Raw genomic sequence first — 15780 nt, 5'->3', positions numbered from 1 at the left:
CTGTCTTGCGCTCACTTCGCCCCGCCGAGGACCAGCGGCAGCGGCACGGCGTCGGCCATGGCGGCGTAGCCTGCATCGCTCGGGTGGGTGCCGTCGCCGCTATCGAGACGTGGGAGCAAGCGCGTCGGCTGGGCAGGATCGCGCAGCGCGGCGTCGAAATCGATGACGCCATCGAAGGCCCCGCTCGTTCGCACCCATTGGTTGACGGCGTCACGCACCGCCTCGCGCTCGGGCGGCAGTTTGCCCGGCGGGATGGTCGTGCCGAGGATGCGAACGTGGTGCGAACGCGCGGCGGCGATCAGCGACTGATACCCCGCGATCATCTCCGGCGCGCTCACGATCACATGCGGCACATCGCAGTCGAGTCCCGCATGGGGCGGCACGTAACCGAAATTGATATCGTTGATGCCGATTTGCACGATGACCGTTCGCACACCGGGCTGTTCCAGCGCGTCGCGCCGGAAGCGAGCGACGAGCCGCTCGCCGTAGCAGGCCGAATCGTGCAGCAGGCGATTGCCGCTGATGCCGAGATTGAGCACGGCAATATCGCGTCGTCCGGCATTCTCCAGCCGCCGCGCCAGCCCATCCGGCCAGCGCCGGTTGGCATTCAACGAGCTGCGCATGCCGTCCGTGATCGAGTCGCCGATGGCGACGATCGCTTGTGCGGGAAGCGCCGGCACCACGCTGACGCCGGCCAGCCAAAGTGTATTCGTGAAGCGCTTCGGATAAGCCGATGCCTGTGCGGCATCGACAAAGTCACCGGCGCCACTCAGAAACGCCGTCTCTTGCGCAATCTTGTGCCAAGTCGTCGGGGGGGTGGCTTCGCGCGTGAAGAGGCTCACCGCCAGTGGCGTTCCGGCGCGAACTGCGAACGGCAACGGGTCGCTCTCGAGCGAGGCCCCCGGTGCGATCCGTGCCGTCGGCTGAGCGCCGAACGTCATCTCGCGCAGACTACCGGCATCGACAGCCGCGCCGCGTAGTGCCACGGCGAGGCTCGCCCGCTCGATCACCAGCGGCTGCGTGCCGTAAGCGTTCGAGAAACGCACGCGGACTTCACTTCCCGAGAGTGTTGGATAGACAATTTGACGCACGGTGCGCCCGCCCACGGCCGGCGCTCGGTTGAAAGACGGCGCCGCCGGATGTTGCGCCACCGCTTGCGGCGCCGTCGCCCACACGCCGACGCGCGCGTTCTGCGCGACGGCCGTCGTCACCGTGGCCGTCGCCACGACGGCGAGCACCCCACGGATCAGGACAACGGGCAGCGCACGGAGCGTGCGCATGGGCCTGCCGTCGGCAGAGGAAGACCGGGGAATCAGAAACGTCGGGAGCATCGGGACAACGTAGGCAGTTCAGCCGGAATCGCCCGGCGGCAGCCGTCATTGTGCCTGATTGTGGTCGTTGGCAACGGTTGACGTCACCGCCGAGGGTACCGCGGCACCCTCGGGTTTGGCAGAACGAAACGGGATGTGTCGTCGCTCAGCGCGTAGAGATGACGATGGCAACGCGCCGGTTCTGCGCGCGGCCTGTCGCCGTGCTGTTATCCGCAACGGGATTGCGCTTGCCTGCCCCGATCGTCTGAATGGCCGCGCGCTGCATGCCCGCCTCGACCAGCACGTCGGCCACCGCGTCGGCGCGGCGTGCCGAAAGCTGCTCGTTGTAGGCGTCGCTGCCCATTGAATCCGTATAGCCATAGACGCTCACACTGTTCAGGCCAACCTTCAGGAGCGTGCGGCCGATGCGAGCCACTGTCTGGCGCGCCGCATCGTGTATCACAAACTCGTCGGTATCGAACAACACCTTGTCGGACAAGCCGAACTCCCAACCGTCTTCGGTTTGCGTAAAGCCCTCAGATTTCAGCGCCGCGATCTGCTCGGCCGTCAGGCCGTGCACGGGCGTGGTCTGGCAGCCCGTCAGGGCGGCAAATCCCACCAGGCACACCAGCCCCATCAGCTTGCGAGCCAACGCCTTCCATCGAGCGAGGACGCGAGCGCCATGGGCCACCATTGCGCGGTGCGAAAGGTCAGAATGCGAGTCGTGCGTGTCGTGCGTGTCGTGCGTGTCAACAGCGAAGTCCAAAGCAGATCCCCATGGCAGTGTGTCATCCGGTCGTCAATTATGGTTATGGTGTTAATTCAGCATGGCGCAATTCACGTTGGTTCACCCTTTGGGACTACCCGCCACAAACCAGGTGCCGACGCCAGCACGCTTGGCCTGATACATGGCCGCGTCCGCCGTGCGCAGCAGCGCGGCGGCGTCCTCGGCGTGGGTCGGGTACAACGCGACACCGATACTCATCGATGTGACGATTTCGCCGCCATCCGGCAGCACAATCGGTTTTTCCATCGCCACGAGCAGGCTCTGCGCGAGACGCACGGCATTCGACGTCTGTCGCACGCCCACGAGCATGACGGCGAACTCGTCGCCGCCCAGACGCGCCACCAGATCGCCCTCGCGCAGCGGCTGGCGCAGACGCTCGGCAATGGTCATCAACACCACGTCACCCACACCGTGCCCTAGTTGGTCGTTGATTTCCTTGAAACGGTCGCTGTCGAGATAGAGCAGCGCGACGTGCGTGCCCATTTCGCGCGCGTCGGCAAGCGCCTGCACCAGGCGCGATTCGAAATACGCCCGGTTCGGCAGCCCCGTCAGCCGATCGTGATTGGCTTGGTGCGCGAGCGTGGCATTCTGCGCGCGCAAGTGATTCTGCCACCCCTCGAATTCGTCGAGCAGTGCGTTGAAGTCATCGCCGAGTTCCTTCAGTTCGGCCAGTGGCGTCGCCGCCGCGCGCTGATGAAACGCTCGCTCGCGGCGCACCGCGTGAGCCACTTCCGCCAGTGCCCGCAACGGTTTGACGATATCGCGGTGCATCCTTTTGGCCAGGACGTTCGCCACGGCAAACGTCACCAGCAGGCAGGCGAGCACGCCGCCCACCCCGCTCAGCAGGAAAAGGAAGAACTGATGCCCCTGCCCCTGCACATCGATCGTGCCGACGACTTTTCCGTCATGACGAATCGGCATTGTCACGGGTCCGGGCAGCGCGAAGTTCGCGATCACGCGCTCGACTTGTGTCAGGGCCCCGCCGTCGGGACGACGCCACTGCGCGAACGGCGCATTGTTCGCATCGAACACCCGCACCTGAACAAGGTCCTCGTCGCTCGCGATGAGCGCAATCGCTTCCTGAGCCGCCACGCGGTCGCCAAACACGACGGCGGCCTCCGTGGTGTAGGCAAGCGAGCGCCCGATCAGCAGAAGATTGTTCTCGGCATACGCGCGCAAGGCGATCCATGCCACCAGCGACAGCGAGACCGCTGCGAGCACGACGGCGGACACGGCCAGGCGCAAGTGGGTACGGCGCAGCATGCCCTGCAACGACGGCCGGCGACCGCGCATCGGGTCGGGAGCCGCGACATGCGATGTCGCCAACGGCGGCTCACGTTCGCCTTCGGCCGATGCGTCGGCAGGCAGCAGGCCGGCGACCGACGAAGCGCCGGGCGGCATGGGCGGGGATGAGGGACGATGCGTCGTCATGGTGTGCCCGGCTTTCGTGCCAGCTTGAGCACGTTGGGGTGGACACGAACGCCACTACGCGCAACGGTGTCGAGGTTGATGTCGAACGTCACTCGCTCCGAATCGACGTTCAGGCAGAACATGACCCCGAGCGTGCACGAGTCGTTCCGCTCGCTGATCGTCAGAATGGGGTGACCGGCGAGGTTCGCCAGCAATTGGCGACGCTCGGTGTCGCTCACGGCACCGAGATACAACGCGTCGCACAACGAACCAATGGCAGGCTCCGTCACCGCAACACGCTTCGCCTCGACCGGCAAGCCCAAGGTGGGCAACGGCCCGGCGAGCAGCTCGCGCGCGTAGTCGGTATTGCCGACCACGCACAGTCGCACCTTGGCGGGGTCCGTCGGCCAGCGGGTGAAACTGATGATGCCGAGCACCACCTGTCGCACGTTGGCGTCCCGCACGTTGGGTGCAGTGGCGGCCTCCGGCGTCTGTGCAAATGCGTTGCCAAACGTGGCCCAACACACAAACCACAGAAAACACGCCAGGGGCGCGCGCAGACGACGAGGCGTCCGACGTTCTCGCCAGAGGCCCCGGGTCATACCGCTCGTCGATGTCCACGCGTTATGCAACGCTATCTTCCTTTTGCCGAATGTCGGTGGTGGCGGGCACGTCACGCGAGGCTTGACCGGCGTGCTGCGCAAACCCGCGTGAATCAGGCCGCATCATACCGAAGGGATCGCGCTCGGGCCATAGGAATGCCCCGGTCACCCCTCGCCGCGACCGGCGTTTTGCCGTCGCTGGCCGCCTCGATTCAAGACGCGCCCGCGGCGGATCGCAGTCCACAGCATGCGCGTGCCCACGCATTTTCGGAACCCCCATCGCCCCCGCGTTTTCCCTTGCCCGCGCGCGCATTCCTCATGGCAGAATGGTACGCACAACCATTTGAAAAACAAAAGAAATTCGGCGATCCGATCTCTCGATTTTCGAGATAAAAATCACGACGCCAGGGAGGTATTGCATGACGTTCCTGAAGTCCGGCTTGGCCGGCTTTCGGGGGGACCGGGCATGAACGATCCCGTGCCTCGTCGGGTGCCCGACGTACAAGCCGAGTTGAGCCGCGCCGCGCTCGACAGTGCGCCCTATGCCATGTTCGTTTGCACGGACGACGGCATGCTCGAGCGAATGAACGGCGCGTTCACGCGGCTGACGGGCCATCGCCCGGATGACCTGCTGGGCAAGCGCAGCTTCCTGTCGTTGCTCGATCCGTCCGAGCTGACGCGTCGTCGCCTGCCAGCGCTGGCCAGTCTGTCGGCCACCGAAGCGGTACCGTACGACGACGAATGGCATCTGCTCACGCATGTGCGCAGTTGGCTGCCCGTACGGCTGGCGCTTTCCTGCGTCGAACATGCCCCCGGCGAACGACGCTGGGTGGGCATCGTGCTCGACCTCTCGCAACAGGTGCAGGTGGCGTCCCGGCTCTGGTACGTCACGCATCACGACCCGGTCACCCAGTTGCCCAACCAGACGCTGCTCAACGAACGGCTCGAACTGGCGATTCATCGTTGCGCGCGCCAGCAGGTCGGGCTGACGGTTTTGCTGGTCGAACTCGATCACTTGCGCCAATTGCGCAGCACCTTCGGTCCACCGACCGCAGAGCTGGCGCTGCGCATCGCCGCCGAACGCCTGCGCGAAGCCAGCGGCCCCGAAGACGCCCTCGCGTGCCTCGGCGGCAGCCGGTTCGTCATCGTCACCAACGAAACGGGCGACGGCGCGCGTCTGTTCGCCGCTCGAATTCAGGCACGGCTCGCCCAATGGGCCGACGTCGACCAAAATGCCGTCGCGCTCGACGCGAGCATCGGCGCGGTCAGCTATCCCGAACACGGCCATACCCCCGACACGCTGCTGCGCCGCGCCCACATTGCGCTGGGGATCGCCAGCGCCGCCGGTGGCGGACTGCGCGTCTTCAGCAGCGAGATGGACGCGCAGACGCGGCGGCGCAACGAACTCGAGAGTCTGTTGCGCGTCGCGGTGCATGAGCAGACGCACGCGCAACTGCATCTCGTGTACCAGCCGCAAGTCAGTCTGTCCGACGGCGAGATCCGCCACGCGGAAACACTTCTGCGCTGGCGTCACCCGGCGCTGGGGGCCATCGGGCCGGCGGAATTCATCCCGATCGCGGAAACCTCGGGACTGATCCTGCCGCTGGGCGAATGGGTGATGCAAACCGCCTGCCGCGAGGCGAGCCGTCTGCTGCGGCGGTGCGGCCATCTGCCGCGCATCTCCGTCAACGTGTCGGCGCAGCAGTTCGCACGGCAGGACGTCGTGGGCATGGTCGAGCGTGCCCTGAGCGCGCATGCGCTGGAACCTCGTCACCTGGAGATCGAGATCACGGAAACCGTGCTGCTCGGGGACTCGAGCGCCGCGGTCGGTTGTCTGCGCTCACTGCACGACATGGGTGTAGAGATCGCCGTCGACGACTTCGGCACGGGGTATGCCAGCCTCGCCTACCTGACCCGTTTCCCCGTCAATCGCCTCAAGATCGACCAGACTTTCGTGCGCGACATGCTCACGCATGCCCACAGCCATGCCATCGTGAGCGCGATTGTTGCGATGGCCCACTCGCTGGGCCTGCGCGTGACGGCCGAGGGCGTGGAGACCCAGGCGCAGGCCCAGCGGCTCACCGAGCTGGGATGCGACGAAGCGCAGGGATTCTGGTTCGCCCGGCCCGTCGACATGCGCAGCTTTTATCACATCGTGGCACCGCTGGGCAGCGGCGCCCGACGCTGACCTCGCGCCGCCGTCACGCAATCCGTGCCCCCGGCCCCGCTATTTCCGCAGACATGGCATGTCAAGACTCGCGCGCGTCTTGAGAACGCGGTATGTTACGTCGCGAAGGGACTCCCCCGAACGACGTTGCAACGAGGATTATCGCCATGAAGACCAAAGCCGCCATTGCCTGGGAAGCCGGCAAACCCCTGACCATCGAGGAAGTCGATCTGGAAGGGCCGCGCGCCGGCGAGGTGTTGATCGAGATCAAGGCCACCGGCATCTGCCATACGGACTACTACACACTCTCCGGCGCCGATCCGGAAGGCATCTTCCCCGCCATTCTCGGCCACGAGGGCGCGGGCGTCGTCGTCGACGTTGGTCCGGGCGTCACCACCCTGAAGAAAGACGATCACGTCATTCCGCTGTACACGCCCGAATGCCGCCAGTGCAAGTTCTGCCTGTCGCGCAAGACCAACCTGTGCCAGGCGATCCGCAGTACGCAAGGCCGCGGCCTGATGCCGGACGCCACGTCGCGCTTCTCGCTCGACGGCAAGCCCATCTTCCATTACATGGGCACGTCCACGTTCTCGAACTACATCGTCGTGCCGGAAATCGCCGTCGCCAAGGTGCGCTCGGACGCGCCGTTCGACAAAGTCTGCTACATCGGTTGCGGCGTGACGACCGGCGTGGGCGCCGTGGTCTATTCGGCGAAGGTCGAGGCAGGGGCGAACGTCGTGGTGTTTGGCCTCGGCGGCATTGGCCTGAACGTGATCCAGGGCGCAAAGATGGTCGGTGCCGACAAGATCATTGGCGTCGATATCAACCCGGGGCGCGTGGCGCTCGCCAAGAAGTTCGGCATGACGCACTTCATCAATCCGAATGACGTCGAAAACGTCGTCGACACGATCGTGCAATTGACCGACGGCGGCGCCGATTACTCGTTCGAGTGCATCGGCAACGTGACGACCATGCGTCAGGCGCTCGAATGCTGCCACAAGGGGTGGGGCCAGTCGTTCATCATTGGCGTGGCCGCCGCGGGTCAGGAGATCAGCACGCGTCCGTTCCAGTTGGTGACGGGCCGCGAGTGGAAAGGGTCGGCGTTCGGCGGGGCGCGCGGTCGCACCGACGTGCCGAAGATCGTCGACTGGTATATGGAGGGTAAGATCAACATCGACGACCTGATCACGCACACGCTGCGTCTGGACCAGATCAACGAAGGCTTCGATCTGATGAAGCGCGGCGAGTCGATCCGCTCGGTCGTGCTGTACTGATCGACACGTTTCGAAGGCGCTGTTCCGCCCGCGCGTCACGGGTGCCGGACGCACCGCCGTCACGACAAGGAGACGGACATGAAAACATGGACTTTGCCGCTCGTGCTCGCGGGCGCCATGATGCTGGTCGCGCTGCCGGAGGCGGCGTCGGCGCAGTCCGGGCAGGCGGTGATCAACGCGCCGGCCAACGTGCGCGCCGGCCCGGCCGTCGATTACCCGGTTGTCGCCCAGACCGGCGCGGGCATGCCGGTGACGGTTTACGGCTGTCTGTCCGATTACTCGTGGTGCGACATCGGCCTGCCCGGCACGCGCGGCTGGATCTACGCGGCGCTGCTCAGCTATCCGTATCAGGGCAACCCGGTGCCCGTGCTCAACTACGGCCCGATGATCGGGCTGCCCATCGTGACGTTCTCGATCGGCGCGTACTGGGGCAACTATTATCGTGGCCGGCCGTGGTATCACGATCAGCGCTACTGGCAACGCCCGCCTCCGCGACCGCGGCCGCCGGGGCACTACTCTCCAGGCGCCGGACCACGTCCGCCCGGGGGCCACTATCCCGGCGCAGGGCCTCGCCCGCCGGGACCGGGGGCCGGACCGGGGCACCGCCCGCCCGGTCACGGTGCGGGCCCGGGGCCCGGGCCGCGTCCCCCGGGGCACAACGCCAATCCGGGGCCACGTCCACAGGGAGGCGGCGGTAGTGCGGGTCCGCGTCCGCCGGGTGGGGGGAATCGCGCAGACTATGATCGGGGGCGAGGCGGGGGACGCGCAGGCGGACAAGGCGGTGGACACGGTGGACGCCCGCCCGGCGGCGGTCCGGGGGGCGGTGGCTCCGGTGGTTCCAACCACTGACCCCGCCAACCGCGCGCGTTGCCCTGTTCGCGACGCGGTGGCCCTCGCGCCGCGGCTCCCCCATCGATGTGCCCCCAATTCAGCAGACGTTGTACGCACCTTGGGAAAAATCGCTTAAAATATGAGCAATTCCGGCCAGGCGGAGGCGCCGATCAGGCACCGACGGCCGGACCGCAGGACAGCGAGCCTTCCCCCGAACGACGCCACGGCGCCGAACGGGCACCCACCTTGCAGACCCACCCTTCTCCGATGTGCCGCGGCGACAGTCGTCACGCACGCGGCAGTCCGGCAGGATCCTCCGTAAGTCTCGATCGTGTTCGTCCCGCCCCGGTGCGCACTGCGCGCGCCGTGGTTGTCTATCGTCTTGCCGCATCCGGCGCGCGCCCCCCGCGCATGCCACCGACGGCCGACAGGCCGGTGCCACGCGCACCGCGCGACGCTAGCGCAACGAGGAGGTTCGACCCACCCTGTGGTGTTCCGCCAGGCATGGGAACGCGCGGCCACAAGCCCGGGGTGCCCTTGCAGCCAGGTCGCGGGAGGCCTCTCCCGTGGATTCCCCGATGGCGCGCCACGCAAACGCCAGGGGCATACGTTGCAGGAACCTTTTGCAGGTCATGAGTCTTTTTCGAACCAAAAACATCGAGCACATGCTGGTCGCGAGCCGTACCGGCAGTCTCAAAAAGGTGCTGGGCCCGGTCGATCTGGTCCTGATGGGCATCGGCGCCATCATCGGCACCGGCATTTTCGTGCTCACAGGCACCGGCGCCCTCACCGCCGGCCCCGCGCTCACGCTCTCGTTCATCATCGCGGCAACCGCTTGCGGCTTCGCGGCCCTGTGCTACGCGGAATTCGCGTCGACGATTCCCGTCTCCGGATCGATCTACACCTACAGCTACGCCACGCTCGGCGAGATCGTCGCGTGGATCATCGGCTGGGATCTGATGCTCGAGTATGGGCTGGCCTCGTCGGCCGTCTCGGTCGGGTGGTCGGGCTACTTCCAGTCGCTCGCGGCAGGGTTCGGTCTACATTTGCCCGCCGCCATCACGGCAGCACCAGGCAGCGTGCCCGGCATCACGACCTTAATCAACCTGCCGGCCGTCGTCATCATGCTGCTCATCACGTGGGTCCTGTCGTACGGCGTGCGTGAGTCCGCCCGCATCAACAATCTGATGGTGGCGATCAAGATCGGCGTCGTGCTGCTGTTCATCGCGGTGGGCGTGTGGCATGTGAAGCCGGCCAACTGGACACCGTTCATGCCGTTCGGCACCCGCGGCATGTTCAACGCCGCCGCGCTCGTGTTCTTCGCGTTCATCGGCTTCGATGCCGTGACGTCGGCAGCGGAGGAAGTCCGCAATCCGGGCCGCGATCTGCCCATCGGCATTATCGGCTCGCTCATCGTCTGCACGCTGCTGTATGTGGCGGTCGCCGCGATCATGACCGGCATCGTGCCGTTCGCGAAGTTCGCGGGCGTGGACCACCCGGTGTCGTTGGCGCTGCAATACGCCGGTCAGAACTGGATCGCGGGCTTCGTCGATCTGGGCGCGATTCTCGGCATGACGACCGTGATCCTGGTGATGACCTACGGCCAGACCCGCATTACGTATGCCATGTCGCGCGACGGTCTGCTGCCGCCGCTGCTCTCGCGCATTCATCCGACGCACAAGACGCCATTCGCCGGCACGTGGATCATTGGTGTGGTGTTCGCCGTCATCGCGGGCTTCGTGCCGCTGGGCGTGCTCGCCGAGCTGATCAACATCGGCACGCTGTCGGCGTTCGCGCTGGTGTCGGTAGCCGTGCTGGTGCTGCGTCGCACGCACCCGGACCTGCCGCGCGCGTTCCGCGTGCCCGGCGCCCCGGTTGTGCCGCTTATCTCCGCCGGTCTGTGCCTGTTCCTGATGGCGCACCTGCAAGCGACCACATGGGTCGCCTTCGTGGTGTGGCTCGTCATCGGCTTGGGGATCTATTTCACGTATGCACGCCGCAACGCGCTGCTGCACAAGTCGCGCGACGCGCTTGCGGCGCAGTCGTAATCGCGCCGCTTGCTGTCCCGCCTCGCGCCCAGGCGCGAGTGCGCGGGCAGGCCCCGCTCAGCCGAAATTGCGATTGATCCACACGGCGCCGTAGCCGAGCGCGAACATGGTGAGCAGCAACGGCACCGAGATGCGCAGTACCTGGATGACCAGCGAACGCGGCGGCAGATCGTCCTCCTCCGGCATCCGCGCCGCTTCGCGCAACGCACCGGTGCAAAGCGCCGCCGCAGCAACGCTCACGACGATCCAGAACGTCTGGTTGTACATCAGCGCGACGAGCAAAAGCGCCAGCGCGACGTTGCGGCCGTGATAGATCAGATTGACGGTAGTACGAAAGGATTGCGGCGACATGTCGGTGTTGCGCCGGCGTGAGCACGGATGCTCCACCGGCGCCAGGGTTCTGGTTATTCGTCGTGTGACGTGCGGTATGCCGTTCGGCCTGCCGCCGCCTGCAGAATCTGCGCAGCGCTTATCCTGGCTTAACGGCTTTCGCGACCGCAGTCTTTAGCCTGACATCGCGTCTGTGTTCGCCACGCGGCGGTATCGGACGCGATATCGAAGGGACTGACGCAGCCCCCCCCGGCGATGCCCGACGTGATGTCGGGCGCCAGACGAATGCGGTATGCTCCCCCGCATGACTGCCCCCGCGCCTTCCCCTCTCCCCACCGCCGTCCCGGACGTCGATGGCGCCTCCCGTCACGATGCGCCGACGCGAGCCGTCTATGTCATCGTGGCGCACCCGCGCTGGCGGGACTCACGCGTCAATCACCGCTTGCTCGACGCCGCTCGCAGCATCGCAGGTGTCGACGTCAACGACCTGTACTCGACGTATCCCGACTTCAGCATCGACATTGCCGCCGAACAACGGCGCGTTGCGCGCGCCGATCTGGTCGTGCTCGTCCACCCGATCTACTGGTACAGCATGCCGCCGTTGCAGAAGCTCTGGCTCGACGAAGTGCTGTCGTGGGGCTGGGCTTACGGCCACGACGGACATGCGCTCGCGAACAAGGACTTCTGGCTCGTGGCGAGTGCCGGCGGGCCACAGGCGAGCTATCGCCCCGAAGGCTACAACGAGCACGAGTTCTCGGCGTTCCTGCCGCCCTACGAGCAGATGGCGCGCCTGTGCAACATGCGTTTCCTGCCCCCGCACGTGTTCTTTGGCGCGCGACGCAGCGACGATGCCGCACTCGACGCCCACGTGAGCGCGTTTGCCGGCAAGCTCGCCACGTACCCGCAATGGCCCGAGCTGATTTCCATGGCAGACGCGCCCGAATGTCAGGACATTCCGGTCGCGGATCGTCCGCGCTGCGCAACCGGCGTCGCCGACGTGGAGGACACCCGCGCCATGAATGCAAGCCCAGGGAGGGTCGCCTGATGGAACACGTACCCGCCTGGTTGCTCGCCAGCCTGATTTACCTCGCCGCGGCGGTCATTGTGGTGCCGCTGTCGCGTGCGCTGGGACTCGGCGCGATCATCGGCTATCTCGCCGCCGGGATTGCCATCGGTCCCTGGGGACTTGGTCTTGTCGCGCGCGTGGAAGACGTGCTGCATTTCGCCGAATTCGGCGTGGTGCTGATGCTTTTTCTTGTCGGCCTCGAACTGGAACCACGACGCCTGTGGAATCTGCGACGGCCGATCTTCGGATGGGGCTCGGCGCAGGTCGTCGGGTGCGCGGTGCTGCTCTTCGCGGCGGGCGTCGCACTCGGCGCGCCGTGGCGCATCGCCCTCGTCGCGGCCCTGGGCCTCGCGCTCTCGTCGACCGCGATCGCCTTGCAGGTGATGGCCGAGCGCAATCTGCTCGGCACCCCGAGCGGCCAGGCGGGCTTTTCGATCCTGCTGTTCCAGGACGTTGCCGCGATCCCGATCCTCGCGCTGCTGCCGTTGCTGGCCAATTCGTTCGACAGCCACGTGATGACCGGGACGGCGCGCGCGCTCGAAGCCCTGAAAATCGTCGGCGTGATTGCGGCGATCATCCTTGGCGGGCGGCTGGCGTTGCGCCCGCTGCTGCGCTGGATCGCCAACAGCCGCACGCCGGAGATTTTCACGGCGGCGTCGCTGTTGCTCGTCGTCGCCATCGCGGCACTGATGCAATGGGTCGGCCTGTCGATGGCGCTCGGCGCGTTCCTCGCCGGCGTGCTGCTCGCCGAGAGCGAATACCGACGGGAGCTGGAAACCGACATCGAACCGTTCAAGGGGCTTCTGCTCGGGCTGTTCTTCATTGCCGTCGGCATGAGCATCGACTTCGGGGTACTGCTCGCGCAACCGCTGCGCATGATCGCCGTCGTCATCGGCTTCATGGCGCTCAAAGGACTGGCCATCTACGGGGTGTCGCGGTGGATGCAATTGCCCTATCAAGAACGGCCGATCTTCACGCTGCTGCTCGCACAGGGCGGTGAATTCGCCTTCGTGGTGTTCCAGTCGGCCGGACCGCAAGTGCTGCCGCCCGAGGTGTCGTCGTTCCTCATCGGCGCCGTCGCGCTCTCGATGCTGGTCTCGCCGCTGCTGCTCGTGGCCATCGACAAGTGGCTGCTGCCGCGCTACAGCGTGACGGGATCGCCCCGCATGGCAGAGATCGACGAGCCGCAGTCGGCCAGCGTCGTGATCTGCGGCTTTGGACGCTACGGGCAAATCGTCGGCCGCACGCTGGTACCGCAGGGCGTTTCGGTGACCGTGCTCGATCACGACCCCGACACCATCGAGAGCCTGCGCCAGTTTGGCTTCCGGGTGTTCTACGGCGACGCGACACGACTCGATCTGCTGCGTATCGCGGGCGTGGCGCATGCGCGCGCGGTGGTCGTCGCCGTGGATGATGTCGATCAGTCCCTGGAAATCGTCGACCTGCTTCGCGAACACTTCCCCGACGTGCCCATCGTGGCGCGGGCGCGCAACGTCGGCCATCTGTTCCAGCTTCGCGATCGTGGTGTCGAACACATTGAACGGGAAGTCTTCGAGTCGTCGTTGCGCAGTGCGCGCTCGGTGCTTGAAACCCTGGGCTGGCCGGCGGCCGAGGCGAGAGAGGCGGCGATGGCCTTCCGGCGCGCCAATCAGCAACTGACCGACGAGATGTATCCCGCTTACCAGGATCGCAAGGCAATGGTCGCCGCGGCCAAGGAAGGCCGCCGCCAGTTCGAAGAGCAGATGGCACGCGAGCGCGCGCAGCGTCATGCGCGGCGACACGTCACGTTCGGTTGGGACGGCGAGCACGCGACCGACGCGGCCCCTGCCCCGGCGCCCACCGACGCACTGGCGTCACGAACCCAGGACAAGCCCGCGGCCGAAGACCAGCGCGCCTGAGCGACGAATCACGATTCGTCGGACGAACAAAAAGCCGTCCCGAGGATTTTCCCTCGGGACGGCTTTTGACGTTACGGCGACCGCCGGCCGGCGATCAGCTGCCTTGGCTGACGTTCAGCTCACCTGCGGCGCGGGCACGCGCCAGTTCCTGCTTCACGCCAGCGCGCGTTGCGCTCGGGCCTTGCGAGGCGACGATCGGGTAGTCGACGTCGTTCTGCGGCACGAGGCCTTGCGCGCGTGCCTGGGCCAGCTCGGCCTTCACGTCGGCGCGGCTCTTGGTCGAGGCCGAAGCGACATAGACCGGATAATCGGCGTCACCGTTCGGGATCAGCCCTTGAGCGCGGGCTTGTGCCAGATCAGCGAGCACGGCGGCACGCGTGAGCGGCTGACCTTGCGAGGCGATCTCGGGGTAGTTGTTGCCGTTCTCGGCAGCGTTGCTGGCCACAGCACCGAACGAAGCCACGGCGGCGATAAGGGCGATTGCGATGTTCTTGCGGTTCATTTTCTTAACTCCTGTCTAGTTTGCGACGACTTTGTTTTCAATTGCGCCGTCGATGGAAGGAAGTCTAGAACTCGCCGCCGAGATGAAAAACGCGATATTTGTCGAGGAACTATTGCGGCTTTCGATGAGAATCGACGCACCACAATGGGGCAATCGCGCTGCGACGAACGCCGCTGCCCCCGAGAGACGGGGCGCAACGGCGTCGCAAGCGTTGGGGAAACGTGCGGGGGCTCAGTCGGCGAGCGAGGCGCCGAGGGCATCGAGCAACTGCTGGGTGCCGCGTTCGCGCGAGCCCGCGTCGTCGTAGCCGTCCAGAAAGGCGCCCTGCTCGGTCATGACGAGTTGCGTGCCGCCATCGTGCGCACGAAGATCGATCGTCGCGAGCGACACGGAGATCTTGCGCGTATCCAGATGCATCTCGTAGGTGTAGACAAGCCGCGCATCGGGCACGACATCGAAGTACAGCGCGTCGAACGTGGACACCATGCCGCTAGCCCACCGCCCTTTCGCCACCTCGCGGCCGCCGGGACGCACATCCATGGAGCGCTCGAGCAACGTCAGGCCATCGCTTCTGGCGAACCAGCGATCCTTGGCGTCGCGCTCGGTCAGCGCACGGTACACGCGTGCAGGCGACGCGGCGTACTGACGCTCGATGCGAAAGGTCGCATGCACCACACTGCGCTGCGTTGGCGCCTCCGCGTCGCGCATGACCTCGCGGCCAAGCTTGTCGAGTGTCTGTGCCCAGCCCTGACCGGCCCCCGCGGGCATCGAGGCGAATGCGGGATCGTGAATGGTGTAGCGCTGCTCGACATCCAACCGCGTGCCTTGCCCCACTTCCGTGAATTGCGCCGTCGTGCGCGCGCCGAACAGAGCCTGACCCTTCGCGTCGGTCACTTCCATGTCGATCACCAGACGTGCCGGAGCGTCGATCTCGATGAAACGCCCGCGAATCCAATGCGACTCCCCTTCGGGCGATTGCATGCGCAGGTCGAAAACGCCGCCCACGCGGGCATCGATCTTCGCTTCGGGCACGGTGTAGCCGGTCGGGCAAAACCAGCGCTTCACGGCATCGGTGCGGGTCCAGGCAAGAAATACGGTTTCGCGGGTGGTTGCGTAAGTCCGACCGACGCTCAACGGACGCGGCTGCGTTTCGGGTGTGGCTTCACTGGCTGTCCTCATGAACTCCTCCTTCGGGCGGCAGGCTGGCCAGATACTCGCCCAATCGGTCGAGATGGCCCTCCCACTCGTGACGGCGCTGATGAATCCATCGCTCGGCAAGGCTCAGCGCCTGGGGTTCGATCCGGCACGTTCGCACGCGTCCGGCCTTTTCCGTTCGCACCAGCCCCGCACTCTCAAGTACGGCCAGGTGCTGCATGACCGCCTGCAACGACATCGCCAGCGGCTGCGCGAGCGCGCTCACCGACGCCGGCCCCTGCGCCAGCCGCGCAAGCATCGCGCGGCGTGACGCGTCGGCCAGCGCCTGAAAGGTCAGATCGAGGGTGATGTCATGGTCAAGCATGTACTTGAGTATAGGCGCTCAGAAAAGTAAAGCAAG

At 66.0% G+C, this 15780-nt stretch carries 14 protein-coding genes; 6 read left to right on the top strand and 8 right to left on the bottom strand.

What is annotated here, in order from left to right:
* Positions 1 to 11: 11 nt before the first annotated feature.
* The 4 genes from PCE31107_RS06025 to yfiR form a co-directional block, all read right to left on the bottom strand.
* Positions 12 to 1280, bottom strand: a complete 1269-nt coding sequence (locus PCE31107_RS06025) for an SGNH/GDSL hydrolase family protein (protein WP_150607171.1) — start codon at positions 1278 to 1280, stop codon at positions 12 to 14.
* 196 nt (positions 1281 to 1476) lie between these two features.
* Entirely contained in the window at positions 1477 to 2076 is a 600-nt protein-coding gene (yfiB, locus tag PCE31107_RS06020; RefSeq protein WP_281352554.1) for an outer membrane lipoprotein YfiB, read from the bottom strand.
* 81 nt (positions 2077 to 2157) lie between these two features.
* Positions 2158 to 3390, bottom strand: coding sequence for a diguanylate cyclase DgcN/YfiN (gene dgcN, locus PCE31107_RS06015; protein WP_150607618.1), 1233 nt, complete (start codon positions 3388 to 3390; stop codon positions 2158 to 2160).
* 134 nt (positions 3391 to 3524) lie between these two features.
* Positions 3525 to 3971: a regulatory sequestration protein YfiR gene (gene yfiR, locus PCE31107_RS06010; RefSeq protein ID WP_246181737.1), complete on the bottom strand. Its 447-nt coding sequence runs from the start codon at positions 3969 to 3971 to the stop codon at positions 3525 to 3527.
* Between the two features lie 604 nt (positions 3972 to 4575).
* On the opposite strand from yfiR, the gene PCE31107_RS06005 reads away from it, so the two are divergent.
* The 4 genes from PCE31107_RS06005 to bcaP all read left to right on the top strand — a co-directional run bounded on the left by PCE31107_RS06005 (position 4576) and on the right by bcaP (position 10429).
* Entirely contained in the window at positions 4576 to 6297 is a 1722-nt protein-coding gene (locus PCE31107_RS06005; protein ID WP_150607167.1) for a putative bifunctional diguanylate cyclase/phosphodiesterase, read from the top strand.
* A gap of 146 nt (positions 6298 to 6443) precedes the next feature.
* Complete coding sequence (locus tag PCE31107_RS06000) at positions 6444 to 7550, top strand: S-(hydroxymethyl)glutathione dehydrogenase/class III alcohol dehydrogenase (RefSeq protein ID WP_130026990.1); 1107 nt, start codon at positions 6444 to 6446, stop codon at positions 7548 to 7550.
* 78 nt (positions 7551 to 7628) lie between these two features.
* Positions 7629 to 8399: an SH3 domain-containing protein gene (locus tag PCE31107_RS05995; RefSeq protein WP_150607165.1), complete on the top strand. Its 771-nt coding sequence runs from the start codon at positions 7629 to 7631 to the stop codon at positions 8397 to 8399.
* A 614-nt stretch (positions 8400 to 9013) separates the two neighbouring features.
* Positions 9014 to 10429, top strand: coding sequence for a branched-chain amino acid transporter BcaP (gene bcaP, locus PCE31107_RS05990; protein ID WP_150607163.1), 1416 nt, complete (start codon positions 9014 to 9016; stop codon positions 10427 to 10429).
* 57 nt (positions 10430 to 10486) lie between these two features.
* On the opposite strand, the gene PCE31107_RS05985 is transcribed toward bcaP, so the two are convergent.
* Positions 10487 to 10780: a hypothetical protein gene (locus PCE31107_RS05985; RefSeq protein WP_130026993.1), complete on the bottom strand. Its 294-nt coding sequence runs from the start codon at positions 10778 to 10780 to the stop codon at positions 10487 to 10489.
* A gap of 283 nt (positions 10781 to 11063) precedes the next feature.
* Between PCE31107_RS05985 and kefF the strand changes: the two genes are divergently transcribed.
* Complete coding sequence (kefF, locus tag PCE31107_RS05980) at positions 11064 to 11804, top strand: glutathione-regulated potassium-efflux system oxidoreductase KefF (RefSeq protein WP_246181736.1); 741 nt, start codon at positions 11064 to 11066, stop codon at positions 11802 to 11804.
* The gene (gene kefC, locus PCE31107_RS05975; RefSeq protein WP_150607159.1) at positions 11804 to 13723 is read left to right on the top strand and encodes a glutathione-regulated potassium-efflux system protein KefC; all 1920 of its coding nucleotides are present in this window, start codon (positions 11804 to 11806) and stop codon (positions 13721 to 13723) included. The genes kefF and kefC overlap by 1 nt, the downstream gene beginning before the upstream one ends.
* 94 nt (positions 13724 to 13817) lie before the next feature.
* On the opposite strand, the gene PCE31107_RS05970 is transcribed toward kefC, so the two are convergent.
* The 3 genes from PCE31107_RS05970 to PCE31107_RS05960 form a co-directional block, all read right to left on the bottom strand.
* Complete coding sequence (locus PCE31107_RS05970; protein WP_017234835.1) at positions 13818 to 14225, bottom strand: DUF4148 domain-containing protein; 408 nt, start codon at positions 14223 to 14225, stop codon at positions 13818 to 13820.
* A gap of 231 nt (positions 14226 to 14456) precedes the next feature.
* Positions 14457 to 15404: an SRPBCC family protein gene (locus PCE31107_RS05965; protein ID WP_150607157.1), complete on the bottom strand. Its 948-nt coding sequence runs from the start codon at positions 15402 to 15404 to the stop codon at positions 14457 to 14459.
* On the bottom strand, positions 15388 to 15744 hold the full coding sequence (locus PCE31107_RS05960; RefSeq protein WP_017234833.1) for an ArsR/SmtB family transcription factor: 357 nt from the start codon (positions 15742 to 15744) through the stop codon (positions 15388 to 15390). The genes PCE31107_RS05965 and PCE31107_RS05960 overlap by 17 nt, the downstream gene beginning before the upstream one ends.
* Positions 15745 to 15780 lie beyond the last annotated feature (36 nt).

It is taken from the genome of Pandoraea cepalis (assembly GCF_902459625.1).
Lineage (GTDB): Bacteria > Pseudomonadota > Gammaproteobacteria > Burkholderiales > Burkholderiaceae > Pandoraea > Pandoraea cepalis.
Note: the sequence above shows the minus strand (reverse complement) of the source record. Positions and strands in the feature narration are given on the sequence as shown.

Excerpts from the sequence above, each read along its gene's own strand:
- PCE31107_RS06025 (WP_150607171.1), bottom strand. The coding sequence starts at position 1,280 with ATGCGCACGCTCCGTGCGCTGCCCGTTGTCCTGATCCGTGGGGTGCTC.
- dgcN (WP_150607618.1), bottom strand. The coding sequence starts at position 3,390 with ATGCGCGGTCGCCGGCCGTCGTTGCAGGGCATGCTGCGCCGTACCCAC.
- PCE31107_RS06005 (WP_150607167.1), top strand. The coding sequence starts at position 4,576 with ATGAACGATCCCGTGCCTCGTCGGGTGCCCGACGTACAAGCCGAGTTG.
- PCE31107_RS06000 (WP_130026990.1), top strand. The coding sequence starts at position 6,444 with ATGAAGACCAAAGCCGCCATTGCCTGGGAAGCCGGCAAACCCCTGACC.
- PCE31107_RS05995 (WP_150607165.1), top strand. The coding sequence starts at position 7,629 with ATGAAAACATGGACTTTGCCGCTCGTGCTCGCGGGCGCCATGATGCTG.
- bcaP (WP_150607163.1), top strand. The coding sequence starts at position 9,014 with ATGAGTCTTTTTCGAACCAAAAACATCGAGCACATGCTGGTCGCGAGC.
- PCE31107_RS05985 (WP_130026993.1), bottom strand. The coding sequence starts at position 10,780 with ATGTCGCCGCAATCCTTTCGTACTACCGTCAATCTGATCTATCACGGC.
- kefF (WP_246181736.1), top strand. The coding sequence starts at position 11,064 with ATGACTGCCCCCGCGCCTTCCCCTCTCCCCACCGCCGTCCCGGACGTC.
- kefC (WP_150607159.1), top strand. The coding sequence starts at position 11,804 with ATGGAACACGTACCCGCCTGGTTGCTCGCCAGCCTGATTTACCTCGCC.
- PCE31107_RS05970 (WP_017234835.1), bottom strand. The coding sequence starts at position 14,225 with ATGAACCGCAAGAACATCGCAATCGCCCTTATCGCCGCCGTGGCTTCG.
- PCE31107_RS05965 (WP_150607157.1), bottom strand. The coding sequence starts at position 15,404 with ATGAGGACAGCCAGTGAAGCCACACCCGAAACGCAGCCGCGTCCGTTG.
- PCE31107_RS05960 (WP_017234833.1), bottom strand. The coding sequence starts at position 15,744 with ATGCTTGACCATGACATCACCCTCGATCTGACCTTTCAGGCGCTGGCC.